The 20,831-nt window shown below is 59.2% G+C and carries 17 protein-coding genes and 2 pseudogenes; 12 read left to right on the forward strand and 7 right to left on the reverse strand.

Annotated features, from left to right (window positions below; translation table 11 throughout):
* Window positions 1–276: 276 nt before the first annotated feature.
* The 7 genes and pseudogenes from AC6CHO_RS15280 to sufU all read left to right on the forward strand — a co-directional run bounded on the left by AC6CHO_RS15280 (window position 277) and on the right by sufU (window position 5,946).
* Entirely contained in the window at window positions 277–678 is a 402-nt protein-coding gene (locus AC6CHO_RS15280) for a nuclear transport factor 2 family protein (RefSeq protein ID WP_498216235.1), read from the forward strand.
* A gap of 318 nt (window positions 679–996) precedes the next feature.
* Window positions 997–2,038 (forward strand): annotated as a pseudogene (trpS, locus tag AC6CHO_RS15285) (tryptophan--tRNA ligase).
* Window positions 2,039–2,334: 296 nt separating this feature from the next.
* Window positions 2,335–2,835 (forward strand): hypothetical protein, encoded by a 501-nt coding sequence (locus AC6CHO_RS15290; protein WP_498216237.1) that lies wholly within the window; start codon window positions 2,335–2,337, stop codon window positions 2,833–2,835.
* Between the two features lie 214 nt (window positions 2,836–3,049).
* Window positions 3,050–3,322: pseudogene (locus AC6CHO_RS15295) on the forward strand (50S ribosomal protein L25); the annotation flags it as partial.
* A gap of 42 nt (window positions 3,323–3,364) precedes the next feature.
* The gene (gene pth, locus AC6CHO_RS15300) at window positions 3,365–3,946 is read left to right on the forward strand and encodes an aminoacyl-tRNA hydrolase (protein WP_171918728.1); all 582 of its coding nucleotides are present in this window, start codon (window positions 3,365–3,367) and stop codon (window positions 3,944–3,946) included.
* A 254-nt stretch (window positions 3,947–4,200) separates the two neighbouring features.
* Entirely contained in the window at window positions 4,201–5,493 is a 1,293-nt protein-coding gene (locus AC6CHO_RS15305; RefSeq protein ID WP_444664757.1) for a SufS family cysteine desulfurase, read from the forward strand.
* Window positions 5,494–5,946: a Fe-S cluster assembly sulfur transfer protein SufU gene (gene sufU, locus AC6CHO_RS15310; RefSeq protein WP_498216239.1), complete on the forward strand. Its 453-nt coding sequence runs from the start codon at window positions 5,494–5,496 to the stop codon at window positions 5,944–5,946. It abuts the gene before it with no gap.
* Window positions 5,947–6,032: 86 nt separating this feature from the next.
* Here sufU and nhaA read toward each other — a convergent pair whose 3' ends face one another.
* Both nhaA and AC6CHO_RS15320 read right to left on the reverse strand, forming a co-directional pair.
* The gene (gene nhaA, locus AC6CHO_RS15315; RefSeq protein ID WP_498216240.1) at window positions 6,033–7,382 is read right to left on the reverse strand and encodes a Na+/H+ antiporter NhaA; all 1,350 of its coding nucleotides are present in this window, start codon (window positions 7,380–7,382) and stop codon (window positions 6,033–6,035) included.
* Between the two features lie 168 nt (window positions 7,383–7,550).
* Window positions 7,551–8,045, reverse strand: coding sequence for a DUF2505 domain-containing protein (locus tag AC6CHO_RS15320; RefSeq protein WP_498216242.1), 495 nt, complete (start codon window positions 8,043–8,045; stop codon window positions 7,551–7,553).
* A 246-nt stretch (window positions 8,046–8,291) separates the two neighbouring features.
* Between AC6CHO_RS15320 and mfd the strand changes: the two genes are divergently transcribed.
* Window positions 8,292–11,903 carry a transcription-repair coupling factor gene (mfd, locus tag AC6CHO_RS15325; protein WP_498216244.1) on the forward strand — a complete coding sequence of 1,204 codons (3,612 nt, stop codon included), beginning with the start codon at window positions 8,292–8,294 and terminating at the stop codon, window positions 11,901–11,903.
* Between the two features lie 12 nt (window positions 11,904–11,915).
* On the opposite strand, the gene AC6CHO_RS15330 is transcribed toward mfd, so the two are convergent.
* The 5 genes from AC6CHO_RS15330 to AC6CHO_RS15350 form a co-directional block, all read right to left on the reverse strand.
* Window positions 11,916–12,410 (reverse strand): tetratricopeptide repeat protein, encoded by a 495-nt coding sequence (locus AC6CHO_RS15330; protein WP_498216245.1) that lies wholly within the window; start codon window positions 12,408–12,410, stop codon window positions 11,916–11,918.
* A 104-nt stretch (window positions 12,411–12,514) separates the two neighbouring features.
* Entirely contained in the window at window positions 12,515–12,772 is a 258-nt protein-coding gene (locus AC6CHO_RS15335; protein WP_498216246.1) for a hypothetical protein, read from the reverse strand.
* 34 nt (window positions 12,773–12,806) lie between these two features.
* Window positions 12,807–13,493: a deoxyribose-phosphate aldolase gene (gene deoC, locus AC6CHO_RS15340; RefSeq protein ID WP_146277854.1), complete on the reverse strand. Its 687-nt coding sequence runs from the start codon at window positions 13,491–13,493 to the stop codon at window positions 12,807–12,809.
* Window positions 13,494–13,552: 59 nt separating this feature from the next.
* Window positions 13,553–15,283, reverse strand: a complete 1,731-nt coding sequence (locus tag AC6CHO_RS15345; RefSeq protein ID WP_498216248.1) for a phospho-sugar mutase — start codon at window positions 15,281–15,283, stop codon at window positions 13,553–13,555.
* A 52-nt stretch (window positions 15,284–15,335) separates the two neighbouring features.
* On the reverse strand, window positions 15,336–16,136 hold the full coding sequence (locus tag AC6CHO_RS15350) for a purine-nucleoside phosphorylase (RefSeq protein WP_498216365.1): 801 nt from the start codon (window positions 16,134–16,136) through the stop codon (window positions 15,336–15,338).
* Between the two features lie 123 nt (window positions 16,137–16,259).
* Between AC6CHO_RS15350 and AC6CHO_RS15355 the strand changes: the two genes are divergently transcribed.
* The 4 genes from AC6CHO_RS15355 (at window position 16,260) to AC6CHO_RS15370 (ending at window position 20,762) form a co-directional block, all read left to right on the forward strand.
* Window positions 16,260–17,672, forward strand: coding sequence for an NAD(P)H-quinone dehydrogenase (locus tag AC6CHO_RS15355; RefSeq protein WP_444664755.1), 1,413 nt, complete (start codon window positions 16,260–16,262; stop codon window positions 17,670–17,672).
* A gap of 332 nt (window positions 17,673–18,004) precedes the next feature.
* A complete protein-coding gene (locus AC6CHO_RS15360; RefSeq protein WP_498216250.1) occupies window positions 18,005–19,393 on the forward strand; it encodes an MFS transporter in 1,389 nt (462 codons plus the stop codon).
* Window positions 19,394–19,523: 130 nt separating this feature from the next.
* On the forward strand, window positions 19,524–20,264 hold the full coding sequence (locus tag AC6CHO_RS15365) for an SDR family oxidoreductase (RefSeq protein ID WP_444660626.1): 741 nt from the start codon (window positions 19,524–19,526) through the stop codon (window positions 20,262–20,264).
* Between the two features lie 42 nt (window positions 20,265–20,306).
* Window positions 20,307–20,762, forward strand: a complete 456-nt coding sequence (locus AC6CHO_RS15370; RefSeq protein ID WP_498216252.1) for a DUF6176 family protein — start codon at window positions 20,307–20,309, stop codon at window positions 20,760–20,762.
* Window positions 20,763–20,831 lie beyond the last annotated feature (69 nt).

A 20,831-nucleotide genomic window follows, 5' to 3' on the forward strand; every position in this document is an offset into this window, starting at 1 on the left:
GTCCCTATACGGGACATCTGTCCCTGTAACTTTTATATTTTTCGGAATCTGACAGCAAATTTGACAGTTGTCTAAGTCGGCTGCACCTGTACCGGTGAATGACCGGTCTACGGGGCAACGTGCATAAATCAGCACAGGGCAATGCTAGAACAACCTACGCTTCAAGTCCGCTCGGCTGAAAGTATCATTGCAAACAACTACCTGTCTTATGGGAACTGAGCTGCTCATGCTCTCGAAAAAACAGCCACCACTCATCTAAGTCAAGAGGAAATTAACATGCAAACCATCGAAGCTTCACAACGCTGGGCGAGGACATGGGCCAAGGCATGGCCGCTCAAGGACGCAGACGCAATTGTCGAGCTGCAGGCTGAGAACGGTGTCCACTGGGCATCGATGTTTAGGCCATTGCATGGGCCGAGTGCCCTTCGCGCTTATCTGGAGGAATGCTTTGCAGAAGAAACTAAACCGGCAGAGACATGGTTCGGTGAACCACTTGTGGATGGCAGGTCAGCCTCCGTCGAGTATTGGGTCGTCATGTTTATCCAGGACAAACCAATGACGGTTTCGGGGTGCACAGTACTTTCATTCGACGATTCCGGCTTAGTAACAACAGCACGAGACTACTCACACGTCCAAGAGGGGTACCACCAGAGGCCCAGCTCTCCACTCAGCATCTGAGACCCCGCTCGACAATCTGGCATCGAAGGTGCCCCGTTCAGCTCGCCCTGCCCCGGTAGCCGTCCGTAAAGGGATCGGCTTACGAGACGCAAAAAAATTTGTCATCAACTCGGCGTTAATCGGCAGGATGTCATCGAAGCATTGATTGCTGCCTCGTGGTTTAGTATGGGAACCATGAACCTTAACCGCATGTCTTGGTGGTGGCTGTACTAACAGCCGGTTCAATCATGTCCGCGGGCTGTCCAGCAGCTCGCGAAGTTTTTCTCTCCGCTATCCGTAGCTCTGTGCAGCCTTCCCCGCTCAGATAGAGGAAAAACCATGAGTTCTTTTGCGACAGCAAAGCTGCGCTCAACCGAGTTGACACAAGCCATCTCTGACGATCCCCAAAAATATCGTGTTCTTACCGGGGAACGTCCCACAGGACTATTGCACCTGGGGCATTACTTCGGCAGCATCGTGGAGCGCCTTCGGCTCCAAAAAGCAGGAGTCGAATCGTTCCTGATTCTTGCTGATTACCAAGTGATCACTGATCGCGAAACGATGCCTCACGTGCGGGAGTACGTGCACAGTGCCATTCTGGATTATCTAGCGGCAGGCATGGACCCTGAACAAACTACGATTTTCACCCATTCGTCAGTTCCTGCGTTGAATCAATTGATTCTGCCGTTCCTCAGTCTTGTCACCGAGGCGGAATTGCATCGCAATCCGACGGTAAAAGCGGAACTGGCCGCTTCAGGTAGAGCATTGAGTGGGTTGTTACTTACATATCCAGTTCATCAGGCGGCCGATATTCTTTTCTGCAAGGGAAATCTGGTTCCTGTAGGAAAAGACAACCTCCCTCACATTGAGATGACCAGAGTCATCGCCCGTAGATTCAACGAACGCTACGGCGTTGTCTTCCCCGAGCCAGAAGCATTGCTGACATCGACTCCAGAGGTACCTGGTCTAGATGGGCGCAAGATGTCTAAGAGTTATGGCAACGCAATTTCGCTTGGAATGTCGCCAGATGAAACTGTCCAAGTTGTCCGCCGCACGACCACAGATTCGGATCGCAGAATTACTTTCGATCCGCAAACACGTCCGGGAGTATCAGCATTGCTATCCACTGCTGCATTGTGTTTAGGAGAGAGACCCGAAGCTATTGCCGAGAGGATTGGAGATTCTGGCAGTGGTGCGCTTAAACAGTTGACGGCGGATGCCATTAACGATTTTCTGGCGGGCCACCGAGAACGTCGAAACGAACTGGACTAAGGATCCGGGGTATATCAGCCAGGTTCTACAACGCGGAAATGAACGAGCAAACTTTGTAGCCAACCAAACCCTTGATGAAGTACGGACGGCCATGGGAACTAATTACTAGCGCTCAGTAGTTGTGTGCGCCCATTAGCAGCTGAGATTCCCAAAGTGGTTCACCCCTGATCCGCCAAGCAGAAGTGAACCACTTAATCATCTCTGGTTAGCCTATGATGAAGTAGATCTGCACCGTAGAGGGTTCCCTTTACGGACGGTTCGGCGCAGTGCTGAGCACTTCGGAAACTGACAATTCTGCGAGTTTTCAATGATTTCAGATTCCCACGTATCCCGCCCAAGAAAATGCACCTTGAAGGGGCATCCAATACCAGCAATAAGGCAGATCAACTTCCAGGAAGGCCAAGCATGGAATTCGGAACGCGGCAGGTCGCGGTCGGCGGGCTTGAACGTGCCGACCTGCAGCAGCGAATGACCGAGGCCGGCGTGCAGCTCAATGAGTACGCGAAGGCGCTGCTGGCCCATGAGATCTTCGACGGTATAGCGCCAGTCCGCACACTGAAACTGGTTAGCCGCAACCTGCAACAGCTGGGGCTGGACGCCGGAGCAACTTTGCCCCAGATATTTGAGCGCGCGATCGGCTTGGGACTGCAGTTGTGCCCTGCCATTGCCGGACCCTATTTGCGCCTGGAATTCCTGGATCAAGCGGCTTCAAGGGATTCGGTGCTCAGCGCTGGAAAGAAACCGGATGATTCGCTGACCATCGCTTCCGCAGCGCTGGGAGACCAGGACTTTCCGCGAGGATTCTATCTGCGGGTGGTGGAAGACGTGATGTGGTTGCGCGGCTATCGCTGCGATGACACCCACGGGTTTGCGTTGGCCGATACTTTTGTTTTCCAGGACCGGTGAGCAAAGACCGGGTTTAGTGGCGTTCGCTACAGGTTTTCTCGTTGGTGATCACAGCTGGTAGAATTGTTGACTGTGCCCAGGCGAGGGAAACACCAGAGATGGTGGGACCGTTATCGACAAGGCCGGACAAGCTCTTTCATCTCCTAGATGTTGGATGCTTCCCGAGTCCACGCAAGGGCCTTAACGAAGCATTCATTTCCTAAGGAGAATTATCATGGCATCTGTCAACCTTGACGCCGTTGTACGTAGCGATTTCGGCAAGGGCGCTGCCCGCCAGGCTCGCCGCGATGGCCAGATCCCAGCAGTTGTTTACGGTGCAGGCTCCGAGCCACAGCACGTACTGCTTCCAGCCCGCGAAACCACCCTGGCCGTTCGCGACCGCGGTGTTGAGCTGGTTCTGAACGTCGACGGCAAGACCGTCAAGACCACCATCAAGGACATCCAGATCCACGCGCTGAACCGCACCGTTGATCACCTTGACCTGATCATCGCTGCCTAATTCCAGCGAAATAGGCATTAGCTAAGCATCATGAGTGATGGCACTTGGCTCGTAGCCGGACTCGGGAACCCCGGGTCCGGCTACGCTGGCAATAGACACAATATCGGGCAGATGGTGCTCGATGAGCTGGCCAATCGGATCGGCTCTAAATTCAAAACGCACTCTTCCCGTTCGCAGGTAGTCGAGGGGCGCATGGGGGTTGGCGGTCCGCGGATCGTGCTGGCCAAGCCGATGGTTTTCATGAACCTCTCCGGCGGCCCGGTAGCCAATACCGCGAAGTTCTTCGGAATCGGCGTTGATCGCCTGATCGTTGTGCACGATGAAATCGATATTCCTTTTGACACCATCAAGCTCAAGCGCGGCGGGGGAGAAGGCGGCCATAACGGCCTGCGCGATATCTCCAAGGCCATGGGCTCCAAAGACTACCTGCGTGTACGCGCGGGTGTTGGACGTCCACCAGGGCGCATGGATACGGCTAAATGGGTCTTGCAGGATTTCTCCAAGACCGAGAAGCAAGATCTCCCGTTCTTGATAGATAACTGTGCTGACGCAGTTGAGCTGCTGATGAGCTCAGGGCTTGAAGCGGCACAAACCAAATTTCATACCAGCTGATTCGCAGGACGCTGCCGTGCAGCGCACGGATGCATTATCGAGGATCGCGGGAAGGCCCAACCGGCTCACCGCGGTCCTTGATCTGTTAATGGCACCGTTTGAGGTGTTACTTACTAAGGCCAAACTTAGATGTGCTTCTTGCTCCGGAGTGGAATAATTACCCAATGTACACCTTGCCTAATCCGTCATTGGCGCTTGATCGCCAAGACTGCCGGGCAGCCCATGACAATTATTCGGAGGACCACGTGCAGACGATGACCGGTCAGCCAGAAGCCCAGGTATCGCTCAGTGCCGTTGAGGTTCAGCGCATCAAGGCAGATTTTGAAATTCTGGAGCACCAAGTCAACGGTACCGACGTCGTGTACTTGGACTCAGGAGCCACCAGCCAGAAGCCGCGCTGCGTCTATGAAGCGGAGCAGCACTTCTACGAGAACGCCAATGCCGCAGTGCACCGTGGCGCTCACACCCTGGCCGTTGAAGCCACCGAAATTTATGAAGAGGCGCGCGAGACCGTAGCCAAGTTCATCGGAGCACGCACCAACGAGCTGGTGTGGACCTCTAATGCCACCGAGGCGCTGAACCTGATCAGCTACTCGATGTCCAATGCCTCTTTGGGGCGAGGGGGCGAAGAAGCAGCCCGCTTCCGCATCGGACCGGGCGACGAAATCCTCACCACCGAAATCGAGCACCACGCCAACCTGATCCCCTGGCAGGAACTGGCCTTCCGCACCGGTGCTACCTTGCGCTATGTCCCGGTAGCCGAAGACGGCGCACTTCGCTATGACCTGCTGGATGAACTGGTCACCGAGAAAACCAAGCTGGTGGCATTCACCCACGTTTCCAACGTGCTGGGAACCATCACCGACACCCGGCGTTTCGTCGATGCGGCCCGCAAGGTCGGCGCTTTGACCGTTCTCGATGGCTGCCAGTCGGTGCCGCACCTGCCGGTAGACGTCAAGGAACTCGACGTGGACTTCATGGCCTTCTCCGGCCACAAGATGCTCGGCCCGACCGGTATCGGCGCCCTGTACGGCCGCGAAGAACTGCTGAACGCCATGCCGCCATTCCTCACCGGCGGTTCAATGATCACCGTTGTAGACATGGAACACGCGGAATTCCTGCCTGCTCCACAGCGATTCGAAGCCGGAACCCAGCGCATTGCGCAGACCCACGGACTGGCCACTGCGGTTAGCTACCTGCAGGAGATCGGCATGGACCGCATTGCGCAGTGGGAAGAGCACCTCGGCGCAATGCTCTATGAAGGCCTGTCCAAGATTGACGGCGTCCGGGTTTTCGGTCCGAGCGATGCCCCTCGCATCGGCACCGTGCCATTTGAAGTTCTCGGCGTGCACCCGCACGACGTCGGACAGTACCTGGATTCGCGAGGCATCGCCGTGCGTGTGGGCCACCACTGCGCCCAGCCGCTGCACCGCGCCCTGGGCGTCACTGCTACCACCCGGGCAAGCACTTATCTGTACAACACGGAAGAAGACATCAAGGCGCTTATCGATGCCTTGGGCACCGTGCGCGAATACTTTGGAGTCTAAGTGAACGAATTAGATCAGCTGTACCAACAGGTCATCCTGGATCATTCCAAGCGGCGCATCGGCTCGCCGCTGGTGGAGGCCACCGCGGGGCACCTGCACGGTGAATCGCACCAGCACAACCCCATCTGTGGCGACCAGATCCGGGTCCGCGTGGAGTTGAACGATGAAGCCCATTTTGAATCCATGAGCTGGGAAGGCGATGGCTGCTCCATCTCCATGGCTTCCGCTTCGGTGCTCAGCGAGATGCTTCCAGAGATGACCAAGGACGAGTTCTTGGACAAGCTGGAGATCTTCCGCGAAATGATGCGCTCCAAGGGAAACTTCGAGCCGGATGAAGAGGTGCTGGAGGATGCTGCCGCATTCGTGGGCGTCTCCAAGTTCCCTGCACGCGTCAAGTGCGCGATGCTGGCGTGGGTTGCCGCTGAAGCGGCGATGCTCGGTGCCAACAAGTAGCCAGCCTGCATAGAACTGTGGCGCTTGCCCTCCTTCGCGGAGGTCAAGCGCCACAGTCTTTTAATGCATGCCAGATGGGCCGAAACCTAGTTGTTGTCCTCATCCTGATAGACGTCGGGAACGCCGTCCTTGTTGTCATCGCGCGTCTCGCGCTCGTTGATCACCTTGTAGCGGCGGTTACGTGGCACCAGCCAGAGGGCGCCGAGGATCGCAGCGAGGAACGAACCGCTGAGGATTGCCACCTTGGCATGCTCGTAGTGCGGCGATTCCAAGCCGAAGGACAGTTCGGAAACCAGGAGCGAGACCGTGAAGCCAATGCCCGCCAGCAGCGTCACGCCGAGCAGGTCGCCCCACTGGGCGTCTTTGTCCAAGGAAGCTTTCGTGAACTTGGTCAGCAACCAGGTGAAGCCCATGATGCCAATCGGCTTGCCGATAACCAGGCCCAGGACGATGCCCCAGAAGACCGGGTCGGCCAAGACATTGCCGCTGCCGGGATCAGAGGAAACCACGGTCACTCCCGCGGCAAAGAAGGCGAAGATGGGGATGCAAAAACCGGAAGACAACGGACGGAAACGGTGTTCGAACTGTTCCGCCAAGCCGACGCCTTCGCGTCCATCGGTGCGCTTGACCGGGACGCAGAAGCCCAGGACCACGCCAGCGATCGTGGCGTGAATGCCCGAACCGAAGACGAAGATCCAGGTGATGATGCCCAGCGGCAACAAGATGACCCAGGCGCCCCAAGCATGCTTGGCGAAGAACTTGCCAAGGTAGCGGGCCAGAACGGTAAACAGGATGATCGGAATCAGCGCGAGCCCCAAGTAGGACAGCTTGAGCTCATCGGTGAAGACCACAGCAATGATGACAATGGCGATCAAATCGTCCACAACCGCCAGCGTCAGCAGGAAGATGCGCAGCGCCGCAGGCAGTGCTGAACCAATTACGGCGAGCACGGCAACCGCAAAGGCAATGTCGGTAGCCGTCGGGATGGCCCAGCCGCGAAGCAGTTCCGCACCGCCCCCGGAACCGGCCGCCACTGCAATGAAAATCAGGGCTGGTACCAGCACGCCGCCAAAGGCAGCGGCCACGGGAACCGCAGCAGTCTTGACATTGCGCAGGTCGCCGATGACAAATTCTTTTTTCAGCTCAAGGCCGGTGAGGAAGAAGAACACCGCAAGCAGCGCGTCGGCAGCCCAGTGGCCGATGGACAGGTTCAGGTCGACACCGAAGAGGGTCGGGCCAAAGTGGAAATCGCGAAGCGCAAAATAGGATTCGCGCAAGGGAGTATTTGCCCAGATCAAGGCCAGCAGGGCGCCGGCGATGAGCACCATGCCACCGACGGTCTCCTTGCGCAGGATATCTCCGATGCGCACTGACTCTTTGTAGCTTGGGCGTGAAAACAGGTTCTTGCCGGAACCCGAAGACGGAGTTTGGCTCATGCGTTTAACTCGCTTATTTCGTTAAATGAATATTTCTCGCCGACCAGACTTCCCGGCACACCTGTTTCCACCCTATCGCGATCAGCGCGGGGGACCACAAATCCCCGGGCGTATTGCGAAAATCGCACATCCGGGGATCTATGGGGATCAAGCTTCAGCTGCTACGGCTTACTTTGAAAGCCAAGCGCTGACCTGGGAAGCCTGCAGGTTCAAGGCCTTGCCGATGTACGGCTCGGCGGCGGAGGCCAGCTTGCCCCCGATAAAAGGAATCGACGAGGAGACCTTGGCATCCACAGCGAGCTCGGAAACCTCCCCCTGGCCGGTGAGCTGCTCGGTGCCGCTGACTGACACTGGAACACCGCCAACGGTGATCTGCACTGTCGCAGACCGGCTTCCGGCAGCATCTGGTGCGCTCCACTTCTCCACCTGGGTGATCTCGATGGAAGAGCCAACAAACTTTCGCGCAATATCCGGGACTCGGTCGGTAGGCACTGAGCGGACCGTCGTCAAGGTGAAGGCACCAGCGATATCGCCATCCACGGTGAATTCATTCAAAGTGCCGTTGGCAACCTTGGTCAGATGCTCGGCGAAGCCACGATCGCTCAAGGTAGCGATAACCTGCTGTGCAGGGTGGCTGATCTGAGTGCTTGCATTCAATGCCATAAAAGCTAATCCCAATCTGGAAATTTGGCTGGCCGGGCAAGCAAATATTGCTCGCCCGGGGACGGACACTAATAACCCTATCCGGTGGGATGTATTAGGTAGGCTAGGACTGCACCTAAAACAACATATTGGCGTTGAGCCGGCCGCGGAAAACATTTGCGGTCGGTGTTCGTGGTGTCGTTTCCGCCCAGATCCACCACTGGGCGCACTGCTCCAAGCGCCTGCACGAGAGGATACGAAATCCCCATGAGCCTGAATGGACTTCATGACTTCCTGCGCGAGGAGCCATCCTTCCGCCGCATCCAGCACAGTGCAGCCAATGGCTTCTCCACGCGAAGCGAAGACCTGGAGATCGCGGCCCCGCAGGGCATGCGCGCTATCCTCTCGGCCCATATCAGCCAGGCACTGCACGAGAGCAATCATTCAGGGGTGACGCTCATTGTCACCGCGACCGGACGCGAAGCAGAAGAAGTGTCCAGCTCGCTCAGCGCCTATGTCCCTGCAGAGCAGATTGCCGAATTCCCATCGTGGGAAACCCTGCCGCACGAACGCCTCTCGCCGCGCAGCGACACCGTGGGGCGCCGGCTGGAGGTGCTGCGCAGGCTGCATCAGCGGGATGAAAACCTCAGCGTAGTGATTGCGCCAATCCGCGCCGTGCTCCAGCCATTGGTTGCAGGCCTGGGAGAACTGCGCCCGGTCGCCTTGGAACTCGACGCCGAACCAGGTTTCGACCAGGTCATCAAGGATCTGGCCGCCGCCGCCTACGCCCGCGTCGACATGGTGACCCACCGAGGCGAATTCGCGGTCCGCGGCGGCATCATCGACGTCTTCCCTCCAACCCTTGACCACCCGGTGCGCATCGATTTCTTCGGCGACCAGATCGATTCGATGCGCTACTTCGCCATCGCCGATCAGCGCTCCACCGATGACGCAGGGCCGCAGAAAATCATTGCCACCCCCTGCCGTGAAATGCTGATCACGCCACAGGTGATGAGCCGGGCAGCCAATTTGAAAAACCATTTCCCCGCCGCCGAGGAAATGCTCACCAAAATTGCTGGCGGCATCGCTGTAGAAGGCATGGAATCGCTGGCACCGCTGCTGGTGGACAAGATGGTTCCTCTGCTCTCGCTTTTGCCAGAGTCATCCATCGCCCTGATCATGGAGCCTGAAAGGGTTCGCGCCCGCGCCCAGGACCTCAACGCCACCAACGCGGAATTCCTGGCAGCCGCCTGGGCCTCGGCTTCTGACGGCGCCAGCGCGCCACTGGATCTGAACACCGCCAACTCCGAACGCAAGCTCGCCACCGGCGACTTTGCGTCACTGGCAGAAACCCTGAACCACGCCAAGGCAGCCAAGGTTTCCTGGTGGGCGCTGACAGCCATGGGGGCGGATGAAGAACTCGATCTGGGGGCCTCGACCATTCGCATCCCGGCCCGCGAACCCCACGGCTACCAGGGGGATATCGAAGCGATGATGGAATTCATCGCAGGACGAGTCAAGGACCAATGGCGCTTCGTGGTGGCTACCGAGGGCCCAGGCCCGGCACAGCGCCTTGCTGAATTGTTCGCAGAGTTCAGCATCCCGGCCCATCGCGTGGAGAATATCGCCCAGGCGCCAACCCCGGGCCTGATTGAGATCACCCAGGCAACCGCCGGACGCGGGTTCGTTTTCGAAGAGCTCAAACTCGGATTGCTGACCGAGGCCGACCTGCTGGGGCGTTCCAGCGCCTACCCGAATCGCAAGGGCCGCAAGCTCACCGTCAAGCGAAAGCGCAATGCCGTAGACCCGCTGAGCCTGCAAGCAGGGGACTACATCGTCCACGAGCAGCACGGCATCGGCAAGTTCGTGGAGCTGATGGCGCGCAAGGTCAACGGTTCAGGCAAGGACGCCAAGCGCGAATACCTTGTGGTGGAATACGCGTCCTCCAAGCGCGGGGCGCCGGGGGACCGGCTCTTTGTGCCGATGGACCAGTTGCACATGGTCACCCGCTATGTAGGCGGTGAAGCCCCGACCCTGTCCAAGATGGGCGGCTCGGATTGGGCCAGCACCAAGTCCAAGGCCCGCAAAGCGGTCAAGGAAATCGCTGGCGACCTGATCAAGCTGTACTCGGCGCGCATGGCCAGCCGCGGCCACGCCTTCGGGCAGGACACCCCATGGCAGCATGAACTGGAAGAGGCCTTCGCCTTCATCGAGACCCCGGATCAGCTCACCGCCATCAACGAGGTGAAATCCGACATGGAGAAGGAAATCCCGATGGACCGGCTGATTTCCGGCGACGTGGGCTTTGGCAAAACCGAAATTGCGGTGCGTGCTGCCTTCAAGGCGGTGCAGGATTCCCGCCAGGTCGCTGTATTGGTGCCCACCACGTTGCTCGCTTCCCAGCACTACCAGACGTTCACCGAACGCTATTCCGGCTTCCCGGTACGCGTGAAAACCCTCTCGCGATTCCAGACCGCCAAGGAATCCAAGGAGATCCTGGCCGGGCTGAAAGATGGCAGCGTGGATATCGTCATCGGCACGCACCGGCTCTTGTCCAAAAATGTCGAGTTCAAGAACTTGGGACTGGTGGTAGTCGACGAGGAACAGCGCTTTGGCGTCGAACACAAGGAAGAGCTCAAGAAGATGCGCACCAATGTGGATGTGCTGGCCATGAGCGCCACCCCGATCCCGCGTACCTTGGAAATGTCATTGACTGGCATCCGCGAGACGTCCACCTTGGCAACGCCTCCGGAAGAGCGCCATCCAGTGCTCACCTATGTGGGTCCGCGCAGCGACAAGCAGATCTCCGCCGCCATCAAGCGCGAGCTCATGCGCGATGGACAGGTGTTCTTTGTGCACAACCGTGTGAGCTCCATTGACCGGGTGGCCGCCGAACTGCGCGAGCTTGTCCCTGAAGCACGCGTGGAAGTGGCCCATGGCAAGATGAGCGAATCGCGGCTGGAGCGGATCATCCAGGACTTCTGGGAGAAGAAGTTCGACGTCCTGGTCTCCACCACCATCATCGAAACCGGCCTGGATATTTCCAACGCCAACACGCTGATCGTGGACCGGGCCAACAACTATGGCCTCTCGCAGCTTCACCAGCTGCGTGGCCGCGTGGGCCGAGGCCGCGAGCGCGCCTATGCCTACTTCCTCTGGGATGTCGAGAAGCCGCTGGGCGAAGTGGCCCTGGAGCGGCTGAAAGCCGTCGCAGCGCACAACGAGCTCGGCTCCGGCTATCAGCTGGCGATGAAGGACCTGGAACTGCGTGGCGCGGGCAACCTGCTCGGCGGCGAGCAGTCCGGGCACATTGCCGGTGTGGGCTTCGACCTGTACCTGCGGCTTGTGGGCGAAGCCGTGGCCGACTACAAGGGCGAGGGCGAAGAGGAAGCCACCGAGATGAAGATCGACCTGCCGGTCAATGCCCACCTGCCTCACGACTATGTGCCCGGCGAACGGCTGCGCCTGGAGGCCTACCGCAATATCGCCTCGGCGGAAACCACCGAGGCGCTCGCCGAAGTGCGGGAGGAACTGGTGGACCGCTATGGCAAGTTGCCGCAGCCGGTGGAGAACCTCATGCGGGTTGCCGCGCTGCGTATTCGCGCACGCGCTGTGGGGCTGCACGATATCCAGCAGATCGGCAACAATATCAAGCTGTCGCCAGCGAAGATCGAGGACCTTCCGGCATCACGCCAGGTGCGCCTGGAACGGCTGTACCCTGGATCGGCAAACAAGCCGGCGCTGAATTCGATCTTCATGCCCAAGCCCAAGACCTCGCCGATTGGCGGTCGTGATTTGGCGGATGAAGAGATCCTTGAATGGGCTGAAAAGCTGCTTTACGCGATCTTCGAGCCGACCCCGGCCCCGACAACTGCCTAGCCGTGGCGGGCACTAGCGCTGTTCTGCGCCTGGGACGGCAAGGTCCTGGGCGTAGGCAGCCAGTGCCCGGCCGTAGAGCCGGGCATGTGGCGCCAGCGCGGTGATGGCGATGCACACCGCTTCGGCGCTGCGGCCGGCATCAAGCAGGGCTAATGCTAAAAACCCTTGGGCGTCTGCATGAAGAGGCGATGAGTGCGGAATCTGTTCCAGCAAGGCCATGGCCTGCACAGGCTGTCCCAGATTGCGCAAGGTGCTTGCCAGCTGGATGAGCGCTTCTTCCTGCTTTTGACCGCCTAGCCCGGCCTGCAAGGCCTGCTGATAAGGCAGAACCGCCTGTTCTTCTTCGCCCAGGAAGTCATGCAGCGAAGCAATTTCAAAGAGCACCCGCGGATCCATGGGTTCGCGGCCTTGGAGCAGCTCCCCAAGCTCTTCACGAAGCTGATCCGCGTTTTTCCCTGCGCTAGTTTTCCAGTAGGTTTCCACCCGTTGTTCCCACGCCTCACTCATGGGCCCAGTTTATACGGGCTATGCCCCGGGGCAGGGAACGCGGTTAAACAGGAAAGGCTGCCAGGCCCAGCGGGCCTGACAACCTTTCGCGAGAAGCCTGAAAGCTACTTCTGGCTTGCAGTGCTGGCTGCAACCAGATCCTCGGACTTTTCCGCGCGGCCCATCAGGTGCATTGGAATGGCGAAGGCCAGGAACATCAGTGCGAAGCCCACCAAGGTTGGCCACCAAGCGGTGTCCAATTCCCAGTAGCCCAGAGTGTAGATGCCGGCTGCGAACATCACGAAGAAGATCACAAAGTTGATGATGTTGCCGACAAGGCGGCCTTCACCGGAATGGGCAGTGTTCTTGCCGTTCGAGTACACTTTTTCTCCTTGGGAAACAGATAGGTGCGATGTCCTAGTAGCTGGAACCGCTTTGCTCTCCTTCTAGGATAGCAACTCCGGAGCTAGATCCCAGTCGAGTAGCACCGGCGGCAATCATGGCACGAGCGGTCTCCACGCTGCGCACTCCACCGGAGGCCTTGACACCCAATTCCGGTCCCACGGTGCGGCGCATCAAAGCCACGTCTTCAACCGTGGCTCCGCCGGTGGAGAAACCGGTGGAAGTCTTCACGAAATCAGCACCCGCGGCCTTGGCAGCCTCGCAGGCCAGCACCTTGGCTTCTTCGGTGAGCAGGCAGGTTTCGATGATGACCTTCAAGATGGCCCCGCCTTCATGGGCGGCTTGGGCAATGGCAAAGATCTCGTTGACCAGGGCATCACGATCCCCGCGCAATGCTGCGGCGATATCGATGACCATATCGATTTCGTTGGCGCCATCGGCCACAGCATGATTGGTTTCAAAGACCTTGGTGTCCGTAGCGGAGGCGCCTAGCGGGAATCCGATCACCGAGCAGGTCAGGACATCTGTGCCTTCCAGCTCGCGAGCCACGGTGGAAACCCACAGCGGGTTCACGCAAACCGACTTGAATTCGTACTTCTTGGCTTCATCGCAGATTTGGACAATCTGTTCCCGCGAGGCATTTGGCGCCAGCAGGGTGTGATCTATGTAGCCAGCGATTTCGCGGGCGGTAAGTTCAGTCATCTTTTCCTCTAACAATTAAGATCTCAAGCAATTCAAATGAAAGTCTCGAAAGGGCAAGCCTAGTTGGCATTCAGGTAGGCTGCCAATTCCTTCTTGATGGATTGGATCTGTTCGGTGGCTCGTTGGCGGGCCGCCGGTACGCCGTGAATGTCGTCAACCGGTTCAATGGTTTCCAAGTAGCACTTGAGTTTTGGCTCGGTCCCTGATGGGCGAACGATCACGCGTGCACCACAGAAGGTATGCAAAATAATGGCGTTGGTGGCCGGGAGCTTGTCAGTGCCCGCAGACAGGTCGGTGACCTCGGAAACCTCGGAACCGCCCAATGATTCGGGGGCCTGATGGCGGAAGCGATCCATCAGTACAGGGATCTGGGCCAGATCGGTGAAGCGAAGCGATAGCTGATCGGTCACGTGCACCCCGTGCCTTGCCGCCAACTCGTCAAGGCGGCCGGCCAGCGAATTGCCTGCTGCCTTGAGCTGGGATGCCAAATCGGCCAAGACGATTCCTGCGGAAATCCCGTCCTTATCGCGGACCAAGTCGGGGGCGACGCAGTAGCCCAGGGCCTCTTCGTAGCCGAAGCCCAAGTCCTCTACTCGCGAAATCCATTTGAAACCGGTCAGGGTTTCTTCGTGCTCGCGCCCTGCATCTTTGGCGATGGCCGCCAGCATGCGCGAGGAAACGATCGAATTGGCCAGCTTCTTGCCTTCCGGCAAGCTCTTGGCAATTTGGTCGCCAAGCAGCCATCCCACTTCGTCGCCGCGCAGCATCCGCCACGATCCGCCGTCGAGGATTGCGGCGGCACAGCGGTCGGCATCCGGGTCATTGGCGATGACCAGATCCGCGTCGACCTTGCGCGCCAGCTGGAGCGACAAGTCGATGGCTCCGGGTTCTTCCGGGTTGGGGAAGGCCACGGTGGGGAAGAGCGGATCTGGTTGTTCCTGCTCGGGAACCATGTGGATGTCGTTGAATCCGGCATTGAGCAGTGCCTGCTTCATGGTGTGCCCGCCCACTCCGTGCATGGCTGAGACGACAACGCGCAGGTTCTTGCGGGGGTCCTCTTCGCTCTTTGGCGCGGCGATCACCGGGTTGATGGCTGCAAGGTAGGCAGCTTCGATGTCCCCTGCCGTGCCGAGGGCAGGAAGAACTTCCCAGCCGGAGGCTGCGCGCTCGATCTGGGCTACCGGTTGCCGATGGTCGATGAGGCCGGCGATCTGCGCGTCGATAGGGGAGACGATCTGCGCTCCACGTCCCGAGTCATTGGCGATTCGTCCGCCCACATAGACCTTGTACCCGTTATCGCGGGGAGGGTTGTGGCTGGCCGTGACCATCACCCCTGCTTCGGCAGAGAATTCGCGCACGGCCCAGGCCAGCACCGGGGTGGGCAATGGCGAAGGCATCAGCAGCACGTCAAATCCCGCTGCGGTGAAAACTCCTGCGGAGTCCTCGGCGAAGATATCCGAGTTGAAGCGCGCGTCAAAGCCAATGACCACCTTGGGGGTGTACTGGCCGGCGGCCTTCTCGCTGAGGAAACGGGCGATGCCCGCTGCGGTGCGCATGACCACAACCCGATTCATGCGCATCGGGCCAGCTCCGAGTTCGGCACGCAAGCCCGCCGTGCCGAACTCGAGCACGCCACTGAACCGGTCGGCGATGTCATCAAAGGCCCGGGCGTCGCCCTGGGCGACGCGCTCGATGAGCTGTTGCAGCTCGGCCTGGGTTTCCGGATCCGGATCCTGGGCAGCCCATTTGCCAGCTGCATCGAGGAGCTGGATCTTTTGTGTATGATTCACTGTTTTCCTTTGGAGAAGAACGCCGGCGATTCCCGGTGCTGCGCGGTGCCGCTTAGAGCTTGGCGATGATCTGTGCGAGCAACTGGGAAATGCGCGGGCCAGCGGCCTGGCCGGCTTCGATGACTTCTTCATGGCTCAGCGGTACCGGGCTAATGCCGGCTGCCAGGTTGGTCACCAAGGACATGCCGAAGATCTCCATGCCTGCGTGGCGCGCGGCAATGGCCTCCAACGCGGTGGACATGCCAACCAGGTCGGCGCCGATGGTCTTGGCGTACTGGACCTCGGCCGGGGTTTCGTAATGCGGCCCGGTGAACTGGGCGTAGACGCCCTCCTCAAGGCTCGGGTCCACCTCCCGGGCGATCTCACGGATGCGCGAGGAGTAGAGGTCGGTCAGGTCGACGAAGGTGGCGCCTTCCAATGGGGAAGTGGCCGTGAGGTTGATGTGATCCGAGATCATGACCGGGGTGCCCGGAGTCCAGTTCTCGTTCAAGCCGCCGCAACCGTTGGTCAGCACCAGCTGCTGGCAACCGGTAGCCGCAGCGGTGCGGATCGGGTGGACCACAGCGCGCACGCCACGGCCTTCGTAGTAGTGGGTCCGCGCGCCGAGGACCAGCACGCGCTTGCCGGTGGCGGTCAGGATCGAGGAAATGCTGCCTTTGTGGCCAGGTACGGCCGGGGCGTGGAAGCCGGGGATGGTGGCGGCATCCAGGGTGTGGGTGGTCTCGCCGATCAGTTCGGCGGCCTGGCCCCATCCGGAGCCCAGCACGAGCGCAATATCGTGTTTTTCAACGTTGGTCTGCTCGGCAATTGCCTGTGCAGCTTGTGCGGCTAGGGCCTGTGGGTCATTTTGCATATCAGTCACGGGCAATACGCTACCGGTAGCGGGGCTCTTTGTCAGGTGAAGCTAGTGCTTCAGAATCAATATCACGTCCAGCAAAGGGCTTTCGATGTGCGCATTGAACCGACATGGTGAACAATAGAATTTGTGAGCGCAGATCGTACGAATGAAGCAACCCGTTTAGTTATTCTCGGTGGCGGACCTGGTGGCTATGAAGCTGCCATGGGCGCAGCCCAATTGGGCGCAAATGTCACCGTGGTAGAGCGTGCCGGCATGGGCGGTTCAGCTGTGCTGACCGATGTCGTGCCGTCCAAGACCCTGATTGCCACCGCCGACGCTGTGCGCCGCGTGAAGCAGGCCGAGGCCTTTGGCGTCCATGTTGATGGGCTGGACTCGGCAGTGACCGACTTCTCCGTCGTCAACCACCGCCTGCTGGACCTTGCCAAGGAGCAGTCCTCGGATATCCGCACCGGTCTGGAGCGCAATGGCGTTCGCATCGTCATCGGCGAAGGCCGCCTGCTCGACCAGAACACCGTGGCTGTTTCCCACCCGGACGGCTCGGAGCAGACCATTGACGCTGATGCCATCCTGGTTGCGGTTGGCGCCCACCCGCGCGAGCTGTCCACTGCCAAGCCTGACGGCGAACGCATTTTCAACTGGACCCAGATCTACAACATGAACGAGGTGCCAGAGCACCTGATCGTTGTCGGTTCCGGTGTTACCGGTGCCGAGTTCGCCTCGGCCTACAACCTGCTCGGCGCCAAGGTCACCCTGGTCTCCTCGCGCGACCGCGTGTTGCCTGGCGAGGATGCCGACGCGGCTGGCGTGCTGGAAGACGCGTTCAAGGAAAACGGCGTCAACGTTGTATCCCAGGCTCGCGCGGATGGCGTGGAGCGCAAGGGCGACAAGGTTTTCGTAACCCTGGCTGACGGGCGCGTGCTGGAAGGAAGCCACTGCCTGGTAGCGGTCGGCGGCATCCCGAACACCGCAAATCTCGGCTTGGAAGAAGCTGGCGTGCAGCTTACCGAGTCCGGGCATATCAAGGTCGATGGTGTTTCACGCACTACCGCCACCAACATCTACGCCACCGGTGACTGCACCGGCGTCTTTGCACTGGCCTCTGTAGCCGCGATGCAGGGCCGCATTGCCGTAGCCCACCTGCTCGGTGACTCGGTCAAGCCCTTGAACCTCGACCTGGTGGCGTCCAACGTTTTCACGTCTCCTGAAATCGCAACCGTTGGCGTGACCCAGCGTGCGGTAGCAGAAGGCAAGTACCAGGCGAATATCATCAAGGTTGATTTGAATGCCAACGCCCGCGCAAAGATGATGAACGTGGAGCACGGCTTCGTGAAAATCGTTTCGCGCAAGGGCTCGGGCACCGTTATTGGCGGCGTGGTAGTAGCTCCACGAGCCAGTGAACTGATCTACTCCCTGGCCCTCGCGGTCCAGAACGGCCTGCACGTGGATGATGTGGCTGAAACCTTCACCGTGTACCCATCGCTGTCTGGCTCATTGGCAGAGGCGGCGCGCCGCCTGCACCGTCACAGCTAATCACCGCTTTCAGCAGCGGCGGCATCGGCGTTTTCACGCCAGATGCCGCCGTTGCTGTATTAACTGCGCATTGCTGGGATATTATGATGGCATTCACATTTGGGCGGCTATTTGGTATAAGTTGAATTCCCGTTCAAGCTAGTCACGTCTCATTATGTGAACTCGTAAATTCCCGCTAGTTAGGAGGGGAATGGCGCGCTGGCAATCACTAACTGGCCGTTGAGTGTCCAAATAGTGGACATCAATATCCGAATACTGGTCATTGAGGTTTAAGATTGTGACATTCATAAATGAACGACTCACTCGTACTTCCACTCTAAGGAGCAGCCTCAATGTCGCAGGCTAACCAGACGGTGGTGCCAAAGGAGAACTCACGCGGACGCGTGCTGTTTGCCAGCATGATCGGCACTACGGTCGAATTCTTCGATTTCTACGCCTACGCCACCGCGTCGGTGCTCGTGTTCCCGGCGCTGTTCTTCCCGAACGCCACCGCCATCAACGCGATCCTCTCCTCGTTTGCGATCTTCGGTGTCGCTTTCGTCGCCCGCCCGCTTGGCTCGATTATCTTCGGCCACTACGGCGACAAGCTGGGACGCAAGGGAACCCTGGTTGCATCGCTGCTGCTGATGGGTATTGCCACTTTCCTCATCGGCTTCCTGCCACCTGCGGCCGGCAGCTGGACGGTGCTGGCTCCGACGGCTCTGGTGCTCCTGCGCTTCGCCCAGGGCCTGGCGCTGGGCGGCGAATGGTCCGGAGCCGCGCTGCTGGCTACCGAGAACGCCCCGAAGAACAAGCGTGCCATCTACGGCACCTTCCCGCAGCTGGGAGCTCCGATTGGCTTCATCATTGCCAACCTGATGTTCGTAGCGCTGCAAACCTGGAGCACCCCGGAGCAGTTCCAGGCATGGGGCTGGCGCATTCCATTCTTCTTCTCCGCGGTGATGGTGATCATCGGCCTGTGGGTCCGCCTGAAGCTGGTTGAATCCGCGTCTTTCCAGAAGGTCCTGGATCAGAAGAAGGTCGTCAAGTCGCCATTCGCGGTCACCATGAAGAAGCACTGGCGGCCAACCCTGGCTGGTACCTTCATCATGCTGGCAACCTACGTGTTGTTCTACCTGATGACTTCCTTCACCCTGACTTACGGCACCCAGCCTGCCAGCGTCGAGCAGGCCACGGCCGCCGCGGAAGCCAAGGGCAAGGCCTTCGACGCCGCCGGATTCGTTCCAGGCCTGGGCATTGAACGCCCGACCTTCTTGACCATGCTGATCATCGGCGTAGTCTTCTTCGGCATCTTCACCGTGGTTTCCGGTCCGTTGGCCGAGAAATTCGGACGCCGCAAGTTCCTGATCTGGGTTTCGGCCGGCATCTTGGTCTTCGGCCTGGCTTGGACCCTGTTCTTCGGACCAGGACAGGCTGCCGCCATGGCAGGTCTGATCATCGGCTTCACCCTGATGGGGCTGACCTTCGGCCCGATGGCCGCCTACCTTCCAGAGCTGTTCCCATCGAACGTGCGCTACACGGGGTCGGCTGTGGCCTACAACTTGTCCTCGGTGATCGGTGCGGCTCCTGCCTCCTTCGTCGCAGTGGCCCTGTGGAAGGCCGGAGACGGCAACACCATGGGCGTAGGAATCTACCTGGCCCTGGGTGCCGCGCTGACTTTGGTCGCGCTGTTCCTGACTCGCGACACCTCGGATGTCGACTTGGAAGAGTACATCGAGTAAAAAGATTGCGCATTGACTTGGGCAAGGCCTGGCAGATCATCAGATGATCTGCCAGGCCTTGTCCTATTGCATCTAAAAATTAGTGTGCAAGTATGGGCGGGTAAGCCGAATCTTTCGAAAGGGAGCAATCATGCGCGTTGCAGTTGCAGGAGGAACCGGGGTTCTCGGCCGGCAAGTCGTGGAAAAGCTCGCCGCCCTGGGCCATGAGCCGGTGGTGCTCGCACGGTCAGCAGGCTGCGATTTGACCAACTACCACTCGGTGAAGCAGTGGCTGGTCGACTGCGAAGCGGTCATTGACGTCTCTGGCTCTTCGACTACAAGTGCCTCCGCATCAATGCGCTATTTCACGCAGTCCACCGCGAACCTCATACGTGTCGGGCGCGAGGCTGGCGTGCAAAACCACGTGGCGCTCTCGATCGTGGGCGCTGCGCAGATCGACTCTGGATACTATGCCGGCAAGGCGGCGCAAGAGCGCATGCTGGAGATCCTCGAAGGCGGCTACACGATCTTGCGCGCCACCCAATTCCACGAATTCGTGGGACAGAATATCGACCGGCTAGGCGCAGGACCGGTGCAGATGGCCCCGAAAATGAGCCTGCAGCCGATCGCAGGTGCCGAAGTTGCGGCCGCCCTGATTGAACTGGCCCTCGCGCCGGCCCAGGGAGTGGTGCAGGACCTTGCCGGTCCGAAGAAAGAAGAAATGCCAGAGCTTTTTGCCCAGTATCTGAAACACCAGGGGAAAAACTCGAGGATCATTGAAGTTCCGATTCCCGGAGCCATGGGCAAGGCGATGCGTAATGGCGGAATCCTTCCAGATAGCTCCGCTCGTCTCGGGCAAGAAACTTTCACTGATTGGCTTGCTCGCCAGTAGCTTTCACCGGCGGAAAATCCCAGGAGCAGAAAGGACCAGGCCATGAAAGAGGACCAGCCCAGCATCGAATTTACTCCGACGCCACGAGGCTTCCCGGGATTTTCCATGCCTTCCTCGGTGCCGCCGGGAATGCGCTTGGAATTGAGCCGCTCACGGATTCTCGACGGACATGACGAGACGTTCCGAGCATGGATGAATACCCTGAATGAGCGCTACGAGGAGTGCGAGGCCACCTTGTCCGAGCAGCGTGCAGCGTTCGAGGCCACGTTCCGCCATGTTGAGGCCGATGGCACCGTGTGGATCTATCATTTGAGCTTGGTGGGGGAGAACGGCGGCGGACTGAATGAACAACGGGAAATTGATGCTGTTCACCAGGGCTATGCGAGGAAGGCAAAGATGCCAGGGTGGGAAGAACTCGAGCCGAAATTCTTGCTAATGCCAGACCATCTAAGAACTTCCATGGAGCATTGGACCCGGCACGGAAGAACCGCCGAATGAGCGGCGCACCGTAGCGCACAAAAAAGCTGCGGGTTGCTCCCCGTGCAAATGCACTGGGAGCAACCCGCA

This window comes from Glutamicibacter sp. GQ173 (assembly GCF_059759215.1).

Excerpts from the sequence above, each read along its gene's own strand:
- AC6CHO_RS15280 (WP_498216235.1), top strand. The coding sequence starts at position 277 with ATGCAAACCATCGAAGCTTCACAACGCTGGGCGAGGACATGGGCCAAG.
- AC6CHO_RS15290 (WP_498216237.1), top strand. The coding sequence starts at position 2,335 with ATGGAATTCGGAACGCGGCAGGTCGCGGTCGGCGGGCTTGAACGTGCC.
- pth (WP_171918728.1), top strand. The coding sequence starts at position 3,365 with ATGAGTGATGGCACTTGGCTCGTAGCCGGACTCGGGAACCCCGGGTCC.
- AC6CHO_RS15305 (WP_444664757.1), top strand. The coding sequence starts at position 4,201 with ATGACCGGTCAGCCAGAAGCCCAGGTATCGCTCAGTGCCGTTGAGGTT.
- nhaA (WP_498216240.1), bottom strand. The coding sequence starts at position 7,382 with ATGAGCCAAACTCCGTCTTCGGGTTCCGGCAAGAACCTGTTTTCACGC.
- AC6CHO_RS15320 (WP_498216242.1), bottom strand. The coding sequence starts at position 8,045 with ATGGCATTGAATGCAAGCACTCAGATCAGCCACCCTGCACAGCAGGTT.
- mfd (WP_498216244.1), top strand. The coding sequence starts at position 8,292 with ATGAGCCTGAATGGACTTCATGACTTCCTGCGCGAGGAGCCATCCTTC.
- AC6CHO_RS15330 (WP_498216245.1), bottom strand. The coding sequence starts at position 12,410 with ATGAGTGAGGCGTGGGAACAACGGGTGGAAACCTACTGGAAAACTAGC.
- deoC (WP_146277854.1), bottom strand. The coding sequence starts at position 13,493 with ATGACTGAACTTACCGCCCGCGAAATCGCTGGCTACATAGATCACACC.
- AC6CHO_RS15350 (WP_498216365.1), bottom strand. The coding sequence starts at position 16,136 with ATGCAAAATGACCCACAGGCCCTAGCCGCACAAGCTGCACAGGCAATT.
- AC6CHO_RS15360 (WP_498216250.1), top strand. The coding sequence starts at position 18,005 with ATGTCGCAGGCTAACCAGACGGTGGTGCCAAAGGAGAACTCACGCGGA.
- AC6CHO_RS15365 (WP_444660626.1), top strand. The coding sequence starts at position 19,524 with ATGCGCGTTGCAGTTGCAGGAGGAACCGGGGTTCTCGGCCGGCAAGTC.
- AC6CHO_RS15370 (WP_498216252.1), top strand. The coding sequence starts at position 20,307 with ATGAAAGAGGACCAGCCCAGCATCGAATTTACTCCGACGCCACGAGGC.